The sequence below is a fragment of the Variovorax sp. WDL1 genome (assembly GCF_001541225.1).
In the GTDB taxonomy this organism is placed as follows: Bacteria; Pseudomonadota; Gammaproteobacteria; order Burkholderiales; family Burkholderiaceae_C; genus Variovorax.
The window spans coordinates 28,874-43,562 of the sequence record NZ_LMTS01000236.1; the positions used below are offsets into that span (position 1 = coordinate 28,874).

Consider the following 14,689-nt stretch of genomic DNA (forward strand, 5'->3'; position numbering starts at 1 on the left):
TGCTCTCGCGCTTCCACAAGCTTTATCCGGGCGTGGTGGTCGAACTGGTCAGCGGCACGACCGATGCGCTGTTGAAGCGGCTGGAGGCCTTCGACGTGGAGGCCGCCTTCGTGTCGCAACCCTTTTCCGCGACCGGCTTCGAGACGATGGCGGTGTTCGAGGAAGAGCTGGTGCTCATCACCGGGCGCAGCGTGGCCTCCGTCACGCGCCCGGGCGACCTGGCGGGCGCCACGCTGATCGCCTTCGCGCAGGGCTGCTCGTACCGGCGTGTGCTGGAGCAGTGGCTGGGCAAGGGCGGCGTGCTGCCCTCGCGTTCGCTGGAGTTCTCGTCCTACCAGGCCATGATCGCCTGCGTGGCGGCGGGCACGGGCTTCGCGATCGTGCCGCTGTCGGTGCTCAAGGCACTGCGCGCGACCGCGGACGTGCGCCAGCATGCACTGCCCGAGCGCATCCGCGCGAACCGCACGCACCTGGTGTGGCGCGGCACGCCCTCGGTGGCGCTCGCACGGCTGATCGAGATGCTGGGCAAGGGCTGAACAAGTGCCGGGCCGCAGGCTCAGCGGCAGATGGTCGTGGTCCCCACCGGCCGGCAGGTCTTGCCGTCGAGGCTCTGGTATCGGTCGAGCTGGCCGGACCGGTTGTAGTGGTTGCCTTGGGTGTCCTGGCAACCCGTCGCGTCGCAGTTGCGCAGGCGCGGCCGCATGTCGCGCGGCCGAGGCTGCCGATAGGCGCCTGGGTAGGCGTAGCCGTCACCGATCACCGAGTAGTCGTCGCCGCGATCACTGCGACGCGGGTCCGCGGATCGTTCGGCGCCAGCGCGGGGATCGATGATGACGGGGCCGGCTGGCGCCTGCGGCGGGATTGCGGCGGCTTCCGTCGGTGCCCGCGGCGGCGGGCGCGCAGGGGCGGCGTCTGCGTTGCGCTCTGTCTGCCGCTCCGCCTGGCCCGTGGTGGATGGCGCCGGCAACGGCACACGCCCTACCCGGCTTGCGCCCGCAGGACAGGCGCCGTCGGTATAGCTCACGTTGCCGGCGGCATCCGCGCAGCGAATCACCTCGGAATTGCACAGCGTGCCGAGGGTGCTCAGGAGGCAGAGGACGAGAAAGCGGTGCATGGCGCACGCATTGTGCGCCCGGACATCGGAGCGCGGGTGTGCCCCGGCAGTCCGCGACCTCGGGCCTCAGGCCAGCGCCGTGGTGGCCGGCGCCGCGCCAGCAATCTGGCGCAGGGCGCGCTCGAACACCTCCACCGGCTGGCCCCCCGAGATCAGGTGCTTGTTGTCGATGATGATGGCCGGCACCGAGTGGATGCCGGCATCGGTGTAGAGGCGCTCGCGCTCGCGCGTCTCCGCGGCGTATTCGTCGCTGTCGAGAATGGCGCGTGCGCGCTGCGGATCGAGGCCCGCCTCGCCGGCCAGGCGCACCAGCACCTCCGGATCGGACGGGTTCTCGCCATCCGTGTGACAGGCCTTGAGCAACGCCTTTTTGAGCGCCACCTGCTTGGTCGGATCCTCAAGTGCCGCCCAGTGCAGCAGGCGGTGCGCGTCGAAGGTGTTGTAGACCCGCGAGCGCCCTTCCCTGCGGAACTCGAAACCCACCTCCGCGCCGCGCGCGCGGATCGTCTCGCGGATCTGGGCCTGCTGCTCGCGCGTGCTGCCGTACTTCTCGTGCAGGTGCTCGTAGGCATCCTGGCCTTCGGGCGGCATGTGGGGGTTGAGTTCGAAGGGCTGGAAGTGGAGCTCGGCCGTGATCTCGGGAGCCGCGCGCTTCAGGGCGGCTTCGAGGGCGCCGAGACCGACGGCGCACCAGGGGCAGGCGATGTCGGAGACGAAGTCGATGCGGAGATGGGAGGACATGGGGTGGCGGATTGATAAAAGTCGCCATCATGCGGCTTAGACAATGTACAAGGCGGCCAGCCGCCGCATGGCCCTACTCGCTATTCAGCCTGGACTTGCTTTTGCGTTATCGGCGGTAACGGTCTGTCCGGTGGAGTGGAAGGGTAGAGGCGATCATAGACATCAGTTGGGTTTTCGACCGCGACCGCCAACATCTGATAAAGCTTCATGTAGAGACTCTCCCCGTCCAGCGCTTTCAACAGCCAGTCTTGCAGACCAAGTCCGAATTCAATAAACACCTTTCGCATTTCGATTGGGACAATTGCGAGATATCTCTCGTCGGTGAAGAGTTGGGCCAGGTACGCTACTTTCTTAATTTGCACTGGAATTGTATCTCTAAACTCCGTTACTCCAAGTTTGAAATTTTGAGTTCCTGAATTCTTGAGTTCCTTGAAAAGAGTTTGCCAGTGTCCGCTGATTCTGCTTGCAAGAACAGAGGAAGCCGCACTTAGGAAGCCGCCGACTGGTGGGAACAGTTTTTTAAATTCGCTCGACATGTTCTTTTCAATGAACAAGTCAGTTGCACCAAGAAACTCAGGTGGAAATACGTAGTGGTCGTCAGGGTCGGATTTCGTTTTCCCGCCTGCCTTTTGGATCTTAACCCCTAAATCAATAGCATTTTTCATTGACGCCGCCATACCAAAAATCCTTTGATCTGCTGGCGGAGCGGAAGTATCAAACTCGAAATCAGGATCGTTTACCATTAAACCAATGTAATCGATGATATTTTTAGGTGTGAACTCGCCTACAACGCTAGTCTTCCAAGCCTCGCCGGCGGCGGCCACAAACTCGTCAACTACGGTCTGAGCTTCCGAAGTAGGCGCTTGGTCGAATGATGCCAATAGGTCGGATATGACATCGTTACGATAAGCGGCCCTCGTCTGTCTTTGTACGTCCTCGCCCAACATCACTTTCACATGGTTCGCGGCGTCCTTGAAACCATCAAAATGCTTGCTAGAAAGCAAACTCTGGATCCCCGCAGCGCCCCCATCTTTTGAAGTCAGGCCCCGGATCTCAGCATTTTCCAGCAACGCTTTTAATGCACGCCTGGTTTCTCTGTACTGGGAAAGGCGGCTGTGCGGCAATTTTTTGAGGAGGGAATCAATTTTTCCATTTTTTGACTCCTCGTTGGCAACTTTGAGATAAAGCACCCGGTCCTTGGTGACGACTTTGTGACCTGTCCCATCGTCGATCTTGCTAACTGTCAGAGATGTGCCGCTCCGCATCAGATCGTTGAGCAGTTTCGCAGCGCCGGTGTTAGGAGGCGGCGGCAAGTTCACATTCAATGGCACGCCAACCGGAGGTGGCGGAATGTCGTTTGGAGGTGGCGGAATGTCGTTTGGAGGCGGCGGAATGTCGTTCGGAGGCGGCGGAATGTCGTTTGGAGGTGGCGGAATGTCGTTCGGAGGCGGCGGAATGTCGTTCGGAGGCGGTGGGATGTCGTTCGGAGGCGGTGGGATGTCAAGAGGAGCTGGCGGCACGCTGGGATCACCGAAAAGCCTCGCCATTTCCGCCTTGGCCCGTGGGTCCGCGGGGGACGCCTCCGTGTCGTACAGCCCGGACCTAAGCGCGGCGCTCAGAGGCGGCGGCGGGACGTTGGGGATTGCTGAGCCGTTGGCATGGCCCGCAGATACGACGCCAGTACCGGGCTGTGCCAAGCTCGAAGGCGGCTGCCCGTTGCCGGAAACCGGCAGCACTGTGACAGAAACTTGCGGCAGCGGATGAACGCTCGAATTCCCTGGAACGACTGAGGGCTGCAGGTTGACAGCTACAGGCTGTCCGTTGCCAGGGACAGGCCGCATGTTGGCCGGTAGCTGCTGTCCATTGACGTGAGCAGAAGGCACCTTGCCACGCGGAGGCGGGAGACCGGCTGGAGGAACCGAATTGGTCAAAGCCCTGAAGTACTCAGCCCGCTTCGCAACAAGCTCCCGAGCCGTCGGCCCCGGCAAGTTATACCCGGCCCGAGCCAGATCCCCCAGCCTCGTGAACGGTGAATCGGAATTGCGAAACGCCAAGAGAAGTTTTTTAACCGACTGGCCCAGCGCCAGCAACCTTTCTCGATCCTCCTGGTCTTTGATTGTATTTAGAAATTCGTCGCCAAGGGAATTCAGGATGAATTCTTGTTCAGCCAATTCCAGGAGCACCTCTTTGCAGGCCTGCTTGAAATACTCACCGCCGGGGCCGGGATTCTCGGCATATCCAAACAAGATCTGCAATTTCCCCTGCAGGGCAGGGCCAGGCCAGCCGGCGATCTTGTGCAGAAGATCACTGCCGGTTACGTGTCCTGCAGGAGATTTTGCAGAAGCAGTGAAGGACCGGGGCTTCAACGCCAGCTGGGCGGCACTAGAATCTTTGAGCTGGCCTGGGACACCCAGCTGTTTCGCCAAATCGTTGACAATACCGATTTCCTTCAACAGATTGACGTTCCCCTCCCCTTGCTTGCGGACATTTTCGCGGCTCACGCTGCTGTCATTGCCTGACCTTATTGTTTCAACCTCATCCAGAAAATGCGAAATTTTGTCGGCAACACCGCCATAATCCTTCTGCACCGCTTCCGTGGATTTCAGGGTGCTTGTTTGCAAGCCCTCGAGAACTATTCCGAGATTTCCTCGGATTTCGTCCATTTTGATGTAACCCCTTGATCTGCTTCGCGCCAGCACCCACTGAATATTTTGTGCCGCCTCCACTTGCTTGTCGTCGAGACTGTTACGTTCCCGAGCCTGCCTGACCAAGTCGAGCAGGTAGCGACTGGCTTCCTTGTGTTGAGCCCTTCTACGTCCGCTCAGGCGATACACCGCGTGCGCCGGACCATGTTTTATGCTTTTCTCGGACAGGTACGTGACATCGCCACGCGCGACTCCGTCGATTTCACACTTGTCCTTTGTTTTCTTGCCGACGAAATAACCTCCGTGTACGTCCGGATTTGCTCCGTTTACGTTCGCATTCGAGTCGTCCAGGACCTCCTGAAAAGCATGCGCCAAGCTTTCAAGGCTCTGCGGCGGGGGGGTGTTGCCGACTTTGCTACCCATCGATCTCTCCTTCAGATTCGTGCTGCCATGTGCGCCATGGCAGGGGCAGATGCGGGAATGGCGATTTCTTCGCTGGTGACATAGCCTTCCCACCATTGCGCGACCGCGGCAAATTGTTCAAAGACGCGCGCGAGTTCACCGCCCTGCACGCTCTCCGGGTCCAGCTCGCGCACGAGAAGCAGATCCCCTTCTTCGCCACCCATCCCGATGCGGGCGCCTCCGGTGTCGCGCCACAGCGTGTTGTAGGAGAGTGCGGTCTTGTGAACCTGGGCCGCACGGCTCTCCGGCGGCGTGCCGACGTCGGCGCTCAGGACCAGGCGCGCGGGCTCATCGGCCCACTCGACGAGCACGAGGACGGTGACTTCGTTCTCGAAGGCGAGTGTCCAGGTGGAGTCGTCATCCTGGACGATGACCGAGAGGTTCTCGGTCTCGGGCCCGACCTCGCCGAGGCGCTGGCTGATGTACTGGGGATCGAAATGAAAGCTCACAAGCGTGACTCCGGCAGTGAAACGACGAGTACCCCTCACAAGGAGTACTCCTGCCTGAGTAACGCGGGACGCGCTAGCGTTCCAGGGGTGCCTTCAGCCGGTCAGAGGCTGCGCCAGAAGTCGATCAGCAGCTGGGCGAACTCCACCGGCCGCTCCACCGCGCTGAGGTGCGCGGCATCGATGCGGGCCAGCGTCGCGCCGGGAATCGCCTGCGCGATGGCTTCGGACATGGAGGGCGGCGTGGCCTCGTCCCGGTCGCCGGCAATCACCAGCGAAGGCGTCCGGATGCCGCGGTTGCTTTCGCGAAAGTCGATGGCAGCCACCGCCTCGCAACTGGCGACATAGCCGGCCGCGTCGGTGGCGGCCAGCGTCGCGTGCAGCCGGCGTGCAGCTTCGGCGCCCTCGGACGTGGTCGCAAAGGCCGGCGTGAGCCAGCGCGCCACGGCGCCCGGCGCGATAGCCGCCACGCCCTGTGCCTGCACCGTCTCGACGCGCGAGCGCCAGGGAGCACGATCGGGGTAGTAAGCCGAGGAATTCGCGATCACCACGCTGCGCAACAGCTGCGGGTACTTCGGCGCGAGCGCCTGTGCCGTCATCCCGCCCATCGACAAGCCGACAAAATGCACCGGCTCGCCGTCGGCCTCGCGCCCGATCAGCGCGGCCGCGTCGTCGGCCAGCGCCTGCATCGTGAGAGGCCCCGGCACCACCTCCGAGCCGCCGTGGTTGCGATGGTCGTAGCGCACCACCGTGTGGGCGCGCGCCAGCACCTCGGCCACGCCGTCCCACATGTGCAGGTCGCAGCCGAGGGCGTGGCTCAGCACGACGAACGGGCCTTCGCCCTCGCGCAACACGTTCAGGCGAGTCATGCCTTGTCCTCCTTGCGTTCTTCGAGCAGGCCCTTCTCGCGCAGGATCGCAGTGGCGATGCCGAAGGCATGGTTGGCCACCGGGACGCCGCAGTAGATGGCGGCCATCATGATCACTTCCTTGATCTCCTCGGGCGTCAGCCGCGACTCGGGCGGGCCGTCGAGCGCCGCGCGCACGTGCATCGCGAACTCCTCGTAGGCGTGGATGCCCAGCATCATCGACAGCACCATGAAGCGGCGCGTCTTGTCGCCCAGGGCCGGACGGCCCCAGATGTCGTTCCAGGCGTGGCGCGTGATCAGCTCCTGGAACTCGCTGTTGAAGGCGTTGCGGTTCGCCAGTGATTTGTCGACCCACGCATCGCCGAGGATGCGGCGGCGGTTGAGGAGGCCGGCTTCGTAGTCGCCGGCAGGCGGGGAGGATGCGGTCATCTTTGCGTGTTCCGTTGGTTGAGCTCGTCCTGCAGGGCCTGGACCTGCGCCAGCGCAATGGTAGAGGCCGCGCCGGCCATGGCCGGGTCGAACCATTCGTCCGCGGCCTCGCCCGGCAGCTCGGCGCGCAGCCGCTCGATGTTGGCACGCATGCGCACGGCATCGATCTGCAGGCCGGGCAAGGCCCCGGCGAGTGCGCGCACGCTGCCGTGGGCGCACATCAGCAGCTGCGGCCATTCGCCCAGCTCCGCCTGCCAGGCGCCCAGTGCACGCTCGTGCTCCTGCGGCATGGCTGCCAGCAGCGCGGCCACGCGCTGCGGTGCGCGATGCGCGGCCGCCAACGCCACCATCGAGGCCACGGGATTGCGCTTGTGGGGCATGGCGGAGGAGCCGCCCCGGCCGGGCTCGCTGGGCTCGGCCACTTCACCGACTTCGTACTGGCCCATGAGGGCGATGTCCTTGGCGATCTTGCCGAGGCTGCCGACCATCAGGCCGAGCTCGCAGCCGAGCGCCACCCATTCGTCACGCTGCGTGTGCCAGGTCTGGCCAGGGTCGCCCAGGCCCAGTTCCTGTGCCATGCGGCCGCGCACCGCCGGCCCCTGTCCTTTCATCTGCGCGAGCGTGCCCACGGCGCCGCCGAGCTGGACGTTCAGCGCGCGGCGCGCCGCCTCGGTCAGCCGCGCATGGCTGCGCACCAGTGGCGCAGCCCAGCCCGCACACTTGAGGCCGAAGCTGGTCACCGAGGCGGGCTGCATCAAGGTGCGCGCGAGGATCGGCGTGGCAGCGTGCTGCTTCGCATGCGCCAGCAGCGCCAGCGCGGCCTTTCGCAGGTCGGCTTCGACCAGCGCCACGGCCTCGCGCGTGACCAGGGCCATCGCGCTGTCGATCACATCCTGGCTGGTGCTGCCGAAATGCACGAAGGGCACGGCCTCGGCATTGGAGTGGCCGACCGACTCCTTGAGGCTCTTGACGAGCGGGATCGCCACGCTGCCGGCGCGCCCGCTCTCGCGCACGATCTTGGCAACGTCGAAGCGCTCGACCTTGCAGCTGCCGACGATGGAGCGCGCGGCCGAATCGGGGATCAGGCCCTCGGCCGCCTGCGCACGCGCCAGCGCCGCCTCGAAGCGCAGCATGGCGGCGACGAAGGCGTGGTCGCCGAGGGCGGCCAGGGTTTCGGAGGTGGAGAGGAAGCCTTCGAAGATGCTCATGGGAGAGGTTCAGTAAGCCACGCGCGCCACGGCGCGCAGTTCATCCGGCGTGGCGGTGCCGTAGCCGAAGAACTCGAGGTAGGCGGGGATCATTTCAAACAGCATGTCGGTGCCGACCTGCACCGCACAGCCCTTGTCGCGGGCAGCACGCAGGAGCGGCGTGTACTCGGATTTCATCACGACCTCGCCGACGAAGGTCGAAGGCGCGATGCGGTCGACGTCGAAGGGTAACGGATCGCCCGCCTTCATGCCCAGCGGGGTGGCATTGACCACCAGGTCGTGGCCGGCAGGGTCCTTGGAGCCGGTGGCCACGCGCAACGCGGGATAGTGCGCCTTCAGCCGCTCCCCGAGTGCCTGGGCCGACTCGGCCCGCGTGTCGAAGAGCGCGAGCTCGGCCACGCCGGCCGCGGCCAGCGAGGCCGCGATGGCCGAGCCCACCCCGCCGCTGCCCGAGACCAGCGCACGCGCGCCCTCCAGCCTGCAGCCCTTGCGCTGCACGCCGCGCACGAAGCCGGCACCGTCGAACTGGTCGCCGACGAGCCGGCCGTCGGCGTCCTTGCGCACCGCGTTGCAGGCGCCCGCGATCTTCGCCGCCGGCGTGAGCACGTCGACCAGCGCCATGGTGGTGACCTTGTGCGGCATGGTCACCAGTGCGCCGCGGATATTGCTCATGCGGAACAGCAAGGGAAAGAAGGCCTGGTAGTCCTCGGCCTTCACCCCCATGGGCACGACGAGCGCATCGATGCCGCTCGCCTCGAACCAGGGGTTGTAGATCATCGGCGCCTTGAAGCTCTCGGTCGGATGGCCGAGGTGCGCGATGAGGGTGGTCTTGCCGGAGATGGTCATCGTGTTTCCTGCAGCGCACTTCTTCTGGCCGAGCGGCGTGGCATTGATGACGAGGCCATAGCCGGCCGTTCGCTGCTGTCGAACGCGACGATGGTCGCGTCGAACAGGTAGAGGTCGGTGCTGCCTGCGATGAAAGGGAACATGGCTTGCCTCGCTGGGTGTTGTTCGGTCATCGTGCTTACCTGGGAGCGCCCACTAATGTAGGGTGCCGCGCTGCATTGCGCGCAACGGTCCCGACCGCAGCATGAGCACCGGCTACGTGCTCGGCGCCCGGGGTTTCGGCGCAGGTCACGGCCTCGGGCATGCCGACGCTCGCGATGCGCAGTGACGAGGAGCCCAACCACGCGAAACGGCGCAGGCGATGCGCAACCTGATCTGGGCGAAGTATCGCAATCCGGTACGCCGCAGCGCGTATTCGGGGACCTTTAGGATGACGACCAAAGCCGCCCGGCGTGACCTGGCCATGATGCGCACCTCGCCACAACCCACCGCCTCGATGCGGCAGCAATGAAGCAAGTTCTCGACGACGTCCATTCCCAATTGAATGCCACCACGGTGGCGCAGGTGTGCCAACCTCGGACGCTGTTCGAATTGCAGGCCGCGGTCAGGCGAGCAGCCGTCGCGGGCCATCGCATTTCGGTCGCCGGGGGCCGGCACGCCATGGGCGGCCAGCAGTTTGCTGCAGACTCCGTCCACATCGACATGAGGGGCCTGGACAAGGTGCTCAAGGCCGACCCGCTGCTCGGCCTGCTGCAGATCGAAGCAGGCGCAATGTGGCCGCGAATCATCGAGGCGACGCACGCCATGGACGCCGGCAGCCAGGGCCGCTGGGGCATCCGGCAAAAGCAGACCGGCGTCGACGCCGTCACGCTGGGCGGCTCCATTGCGGCGAATGCACATGGACGCGGCCTGGCAATGCAGCCCTTGGGCCATGACATCGAGGACCTCACGCTCGTCGACGCGCGCGGCGACGTGGTGTTCTGCAGCCGCAGCCACAACCCCGAACTGTTCTCGCTGGTCATCGGCGGCTACGGCCTCTTCGGCATCGTCTATGCCGCAACCTTGCGCTTGTGCCCGCGTCTTCTTGTCAAGCGCATCGTCGACGTGCTCGACCTGGACGATGCGGTGAACGCGGTATTTCGCCGCGCCGACGAGGGCTGCTTGTACGGCGACTTCCAGTTCGCCATCGACGCGCAGGACGACAACTTCCTGCGCCGTGGCGTCCTCGCCTGCTACAGGCCGGCAGAAGTCACCGGCGTTCGCGAGGATGCGGCGGCTGACCTCGCGCCCGATACCTGGCTGAAGCTGCTGCGCCTCGCGCACCACGACAAGAAGGCGGCCTTCGCGCAATACGCCGGACACTACCTCGACACCCACGGCAAGCTGTACGGGTCGGACACCATGCAGCTCAGCACCTACATCCCGAGCTATGCCGACTTTCTCGCAAGCAGGCAGGCCGGCGCAGATGCCCTCAAAGAGACACTGGTCATCGGCGAGCACTACGTGCCACGCCATCGGCTGCTGGCGTTCATGCAGCGAGCCCGCGACGTTCTTCGCGTGTTCGGCACCGAGGTGATCTACGGCACCATCCGCTCGATCCTTCGCGACACCACCTCGTACCTTCCGTGGGCGAAAGACGACTTCGCGTGCATCGTCTTCAATCTGAGGACACCGCACGACATGGCGGGGCTCACCCGCACGGCAGACACTTTCCGCGCCTTGATCGACGCCTCCACCGAACTCGGAGGCAGCTTCTTCCTCACCTACCACCGCCACGCATCCGCTGCGCAGGTGCGTCGGTGCTACCCGCAGTTCGGCGCGTGGCTCGCAAAGAAGCTCGAACACGACCCGAACGAGCTGTTCGCCAGCACCTGGTACACGCACTATCGCGATGCGTTCGCACACGCCCTCCCCGACGCCCTCGCACGTGAAAGTGCTTCGGCGTGAAGTCCGATCAAGCCAGCAGCACGGCCAAGCTGATCGCGGCGAGCACGATCCTGCTGGCCAGTGATCCGCGGACGGCCACGCTGGTCGCGCCGGGCGCGCGCGCGTTGTGCGAGCGCTTCCTGTGCGGCAGGCTTGCCGATCGCATGCTTGCGAAGAGTGCGTCCTTCGCTCCTACGCGCATGCTGTGGCGCATGCTCGAGCGCATGCTCTTGCCGGGCATCATCGCGCACTACTGGCACCGCAAGCGCTGGATCGAACGCCAATGCCGCGAGTCCATCGCCACCGGCTTTCATCGCGTCGTGGTCATCGGTGCCGGCTTCGACACGCTGGCCCTGCGCTTGGCGCCGGAGTTCCCGCACATCGACTGGATCGAGATCGACCACCCGGCAACGCAGCGGGCCAAGCGCCGCGCACTTGGCGGCGAGCTCGCGCCCAACATGCGCTTCGTTGCCGTCGACCTCGCTACCGATCCGCTGCCCACGGAATTCTTCGACGATGGTCGCGCGACCCTGTTCATTGCCGAGGGGGTGCTGATGTATCTTTCTCCCAAAGCCATCGAGCGGCTGTTCCAGGCACTCGCGGCGCTGCATGCGCCGTCAATCCGATTGGTGTTCAGCTTCATGTCGAAGTGGCCCGACGGCAGTACTGGCTTTCGCCCGCGCAGCCGCTGGGTCGAGTGGTGGCTGGCGTGGCGCAGCGAACGCTTCGCCTGGTCCATGGAGGTGCAACGCATCGGCGGCTTCCTGCAGTGCTTCGAGCTTGCGCCGATCGAGGTCACGACGGTGCAGGAGCTGGCGGCCGAAGTTGAGATATCCCACTCACTGCTGGTTGGTGAAAACTTCGTTCTCTGCGAGAAGACGCGTGCCAGACAGCCTGCAGCCTCGGTAGCGCTCGGGAGCCGGGACGCCGGCAACGATGAGCCCGGCAACACTTCTGCGACAAAAGACCAGATTTGATCTGAGCCGATCGGCCCCAGAATCCGGCCCTTCGACGGGAGTGAGGGCCGCAAGCTGAAGCCATGACTTGGCCCTCCCCGACCCCAGGGAGGCCAAGAACATGAACAAGCATCTTCACAGGATCGTCTTCAATGCTGCGCGCGGCATGCGCATGGTGGTGCAGGAGACGGCTTGCAGCACGGTCTGCGTCATCCCCATTACCCCGGTGATCTGCTGCGTCCGGGACAAGTCACTGCACCCGATCTGTCGCGCCTTCTGCCCGAACTCGAGCGTCCACGCTGAACGGTGGCGATTGGCGAAATGGAGAACGAGTCGCGAGATGCGAGATGCGCTTAAGGGAGGAAAGACCGTGAAAGTGAAGATCGATGCTTGCCCTAAACAACAACAACTACACGACAACGACCATGAAAACAACTCTATGAAGACTTCAAGGAAGACACGCGCAATCAGCAACAATGCCCAGAACCGCCTCAAGCCCGAGGTCGATGGGCTTGTGCTCGATTTCAGAAACCTCTCGGCAGAGAATCAGAGACTGCTGACGGACCACGTTCTCAATGACTTTTCGCCTGCCGAGCAGACCGGGATCCTGATCCTCCATGGAGAGGACCAGAAACTGGCACGCGGCAATTCCAGCAACAGTGTCGAAACACCAGGACCCGTTCCCGATCTTCAAACCGAATCTGAAATCGAGATCTGATCAGCCGCCCGAGACACAAGGGTCAACGCCCTGCTTCCAGCCGCTGCGTCCGCCACGCGCACACGCTGCCCACCATCGCCAGCAGGGTTGCCACGCCGAACATCGCCACATAGCCGAATTGCTGCGCGATGGCGCCTCCAGCCAGCACGCCCAGCACGCCGCCGAAGCCATAGCCGATCACGGTGAAGAGCGCCTGCCCGCGCCCGCGCAGCCGGCCGGGAAAATGGCGCGACACCATCGCAATGCAGGTTGTGTGGTGTGCGGCGAAGGACAGCGCGTGCAGCAGTTGCGCGGCCGCCAGCGCCCAGACCCACGGCCCGCAGCCGGCCGTGATTCCCATGCGAAGCACCGCCGCCACGCCGCAGATCAGCAGCCAGCGCGGCATCGCGAAGGCGCCGAGCAGTCGGCCCTGCAGGAAGAACCAGGCCACCTCGGCCCCGACCGACAGCGCCCACAGCAAGCCGATCACGCCCTTGCCGTAGCCCAGCGAATCCAGGTAGAGGGACAGGAAACCGTAGACAGCGAAGTGCGCCATCACGTGGAAGAACAGCGAGGCGAAGAACCAGCGCACCGCCGGGATGCGCAGTACCGGCCCGACCGGCTCCTTTTGTGCCGCGTGGGCAAGGGGCGCCTCGCGCGTGTCGGGCAGCAGCAGGGTCGCGATCAGGACGATGGCCAGCGTGCCGCCGGCCCAGGCCGGGAAATGGCCCATGCCGAAGCGCTCGAACCACTCGCCCGCGATGAAGACGGTGACCAGGAAACCGGCCGAGCCCCACAGCCGGATGCGGCCGTAGCGGCCCCAGTCGCCCGCAACCAGGTGGGCCATGGCCGCCTCGGTGAGCGACATCATCGAGCTGGTGTGGATGAACGTCACCAACAGCACCAGGCCCAGCCACCAGGCGCCGCCGTTCCACCAAAGGCCGAGCGAGGCGAAGAGCGCCACGGCCGCGCTGATGCGCAGCAGCAGCACGCGCTGGCCGGTATGGTCGCTCAGCGCACCCCAGGCATAGGGCGCGAAGACGCGCGTGATCGACTGCACCGAGGTCAGCAGGCTGATCGTGAAGATGGGCAGCCCCAGGCTCTGGAGCCAGAGCGGCAGGTACGGGTTGAAGAACCCGATGTGCGCGAAGTAGCTTGCCGACAGGCCGGCGAACGCCAGCAGATGGCCGCGGCCGCCTGCGGCAGACTCCGGCGCAGCCACTAGAGGAAGGACGCCTGCGGCGACGTTCCTTCGGCGGCGGACTGGCCCGGATCGGGTGCCCCGATCACATCGCCGCACTGGGCACGGTTGCGCAGCGCATGCTCCATCACGACCAGCGCCAGCATGGCCTCGGCGATGGGGGTGGCGCGGATCCCGACGCAGGGGTCGTGCCGGCCCTTGGTGACCACCTCGACCGGCTGGTTGTGGATGTCCACCGACTGGCGCGGGCTGATGATCGAGCTGGTCGGCTTGATGGCGATGCTTACGTCCAGGTCCTGCCCGGTGGTGATGCCGCCGAGCAGGCCGCCGGCGTTGTTGCTCTCGAAGCCATCGGGCCTGATCGAATCGCCATGCGTGGTGCCGCGCTGCATGACGCTGGCGAAGCCGGCGCCGATCTCCACGCCCTTGACGGCGTTGATGCCCATCATGGCCCAGGCGATGTCCGCATCCATCTTGTCGAAGAGCGGCTCGCCGAGGCCCACCGGCACCTGCGAGGCCGTGACGCGGATGCGGGCACCGCAGGAGTCGCCGGCCTTGCGCAGCGCGTCCATGTAGTCCTCGAGCCGGGAGACGTCGGCCACGGGCGCGAAGAAGGGATTGTTCGGCACATGGTCCCAGCTCTCGAAGGGAATCTCGATCTCGCCGATCTGGGCCATGCAGCCGCGGAACACGGTGCCGTACTTCTCGAAGAGCCACTTCCTGGCCACTGCGCCGGCCGCCACCATCGGCGCCGTCAGCCGCGCCGAGGAACGGCCGCCGCCGCGCGGATCGCGAATGCCGTACTTCTTCCAGTAGGTGAAGTCGGCGTGGCCGGGGCGGAACTGCTGCGCGATCTCGCCGTAGTCCTTGCTGCGCTGGTCGGTGTTGCGGATCAGCAGCGCAATCGGCGTGCCGGTGGTCTTGCCCTCGTACACGCCGGAGAGGATCTGCACGATGTCCGGCTCCTTGCGCTGCGTCACGTGGCGGCTGGTGCCGGGACGGCGGCGGTCGAGGTCGCCCTGGATATCGGCCTCGGCGAGCGCCAGGCCAGGCGGGCAGCCGTCGATGACGCAGCCGATCGCGGGGCCATGGGATTCGCCGAAGTTGGTGACCGCGAAAAGGGTGCCGAAGGTATTGCCGCTCATGGGCG

The 14,689-nt window shown here is 64.9% G+C and carries 16 protein-coding genes; 5 read left to right on the forward strand and 11 right to left on the reverse strand.

The annotated features are described in order from the left end of the window. The coding region (locus APY03_RS44705) for a LysR substrate-binding domain-containing protein (protein ID WP_232324453.1) at positions 1-536 on the forward strand (536 nt) is incomplete at its 5' end. Positions 537-556: 20 nt separating this feature from the next. Here APY03_RS44705 and APY03_RS28770 read toward each other — a convergent pair. The 9 genes from APY03_RS28770 to APY03_RS41870 all read right to left on the reverse strand — a co-directional run bounded on the left by APY03_RS28770 (position 557) and on the right by APY03_RS41870 (position 8,902). Next, positions 557-1,114 carry a DUF4124 domain-containing protein gene (locus APY03_RS28770; RefSeq protein WP_068682345.1) on the reverse strand — a complete coding sequence of 186 codons (558 nt, stop codon included), beginning with the start codon at positions 1,112-1,114 and terminating at the stop codon, positions 557-559. Positions 1,115-1,180: 66 nt separating this feature from the next. Beyond that, positions 1,181-1,855 (reverse strand): DsbA family oxidoreductase, encoded by a 675-nt coding sequence (locus APY03_RS28775; protein WP_068682346.1) that lies wholly within the window; start codon positions 1,853-1,855, stop codon positions 1,181-1,183. 80 nt (positions 1,856-1,935) lie between these two features. After that, the gene (locus APY03_RS42800) at positions 1,936-4,923 is read right to left on the reverse strand and encodes a hypothetical protein (protein WP_198161320.1); all 2,988 of its coding nucleotides are present in this window, start codon (positions 4,921-4,923) and stop codon (positions 1,936-1,938) included. A gap of 11 nt (positions 4,924-4,934) precedes the next feature. Beyond that, a complete protein-coding gene (locus tag APY03_RS28790) occupies positions 4,935-5,411 on the reverse strand; it encodes a type III secretion system chaperone (RefSeq protein ID WP_068682352.1) in 477 nt (158 codons plus the stop codon). Between the two features lie 101 nt (positions 5,412-5,512). After that, complete coding sequence (locus APY03_RS28795) at positions 5,513-6,277, reverse strand: alpha/beta fold hydrolase (RefSeq protein WP_068682354.1); 765 nt, start codon at positions 6,275-6,277, stop codon at positions 5,513-5,515. Beyond that, complete coding sequence (locus tag APY03_RS28800) at positions 6,274-6,705, reverse strand: carboxymuconolactone decarboxylase family protein (protein ID WP_068682356.1); 432 nt, start codon at positions 6,703-6,705, stop codon at positions 6,274-6,276. Before APY03_RS28800 ends, APY03_RS28795 begins: the two co-directional genes overlap by 4 nt. Next, positions 6,702-7,913: a 3-carboxy-cis,cis-muconate cycloisomerase gene (pcaB, locus tag APY03_RS28805; RefSeq protein WP_068682358.1), complete on the reverse strand. Its 1,212-nt coding sequence runs from the start codon at positions 7,911-7,913 to the stop codon at positions 6,702-6,704. The genes APY03_RS28800 and pcaB overlap by 4 nt, the downstream gene beginning before the upstream one ends. A 9-nt stretch (positions 7,914-7,922) precedes the next feature. Beyond that, positions 7,923-8,759 carry a shikimate dehydrogenase family protein gene (locus APY03_RS28810; protein WP_068682360.1) on the reverse strand — a complete coding sequence of 279 codons (837 nt, stop codon included), beginning with the start codon at positions 8,757-8,759 and terminating at the stop codon, positions 7,923-7,925. Beyond that, on the reverse strand, positions 8,756-8,902 hold the full coding sequence (locus APY03_RS41870) for a hypothetical protein (RefSeq protein ID WP_232324454.1): 147 nt from the start codon (positions 8,900-8,902) through the stop codon (positions 8,756-8,758). Before APY03_RS41870 ends, APY03_RS28810 begins: the two co-directional genes overlap by 4 nt. 218 nt (positions 8,903-9,120) lie before the next feature. Between APY03_RS41870 and APY03_RS41880 the strand changes: the two genes are divergently transcribed. The 4 genes from APY03_RS41880 to APY03_RS40725 all read left to right on the forward strand — a co-directional run bounded on the left by APY03_RS41880 (position 9,121) and on the right by APY03_RS40725 (position 12,359). Then, positions 9,121-9,270 carry a hypothetical protein gene (locus tag APY03_RS41880; protein ID WP_157103475.1) on the forward strand — a complete coding sequence of 50 codons (150 nt, stop codon included), beginning with the start codon at positions 9,121-9,123 and terminating at the stop codon, positions 9,268-9,270. Then, complete coding sequence (locus APY03_RS28815) at positions 9,267-10,706, forward strand: FAD-binding oxidoreductase (RefSeq protein ID WP_068682362.1); 1,440 nt, start codon at positions 9,267-9,269, stop codon at positions 10,704-10,706. Before APY03_RS41880 ends, APY03_RS28815 begins: the two co-directional genes overlap by 4 nt. Continuing rightward, positions 10,703-11,662: a class I SAM-dependent methyltransferase gene (locus tag APY03_RS28820; protein WP_068682364.1), complete on the forward strand. Its 960-nt coding sequence runs from the start codon at positions 10,703-10,705 to the stop codon at positions 11,660-11,662. Before APY03_RS28815 ends, APY03_RS28820 begins: the two co-directional genes overlap by 4 nt. A 100-nt stretch (positions 11,663-11,762) precedes the next feature. Next, positions 11,763-12,359 (forward strand): ESPR-type extended signal peptide-containing protein, encoded by a 597-nt coding sequence (locus APY03_RS40725; RefSeq protein WP_146039357.1) that lies wholly within the window; start codon positions 11,763-11,765, stop codon positions 12,357-12,359. 22 nt (positions 12,360-12,381) lie between these two features. On the opposite strand, the gene APY03_RS28830 is transcribed toward APY03_RS40725, so the two are convergent. Together APY03_RS28830 and aroC are read right to left on the reverse strand one after the other, a co-directional pair. Beyond that, positions 12,382-13,560, reverse strand: coding sequence for an MFS transporter (locus tag APY03_RS28830; RefSeq protein WP_068682367.1), 1,179 nt, complete (start codon positions 13,558-13,560; stop codon positions 12,382-12,384). Further along, positions 13,560-14,684 carry a chorismate synthase gene (aroC, locus tag APY03_RS28835; protein WP_068682369.1) on the reverse strand — a complete coding sequence of 375 codons (1,125 nt, stop codon included), beginning with the start codon at positions 14,682-14,684 and terminating at the stop codon, positions 13,560-13,562. The genes APY03_RS28830 and aroC overlap by 1 nt, the downstream gene beginning before the upstream one ends. Positions 14,685-14,689 lie beyond the last annotated feature (5 nt).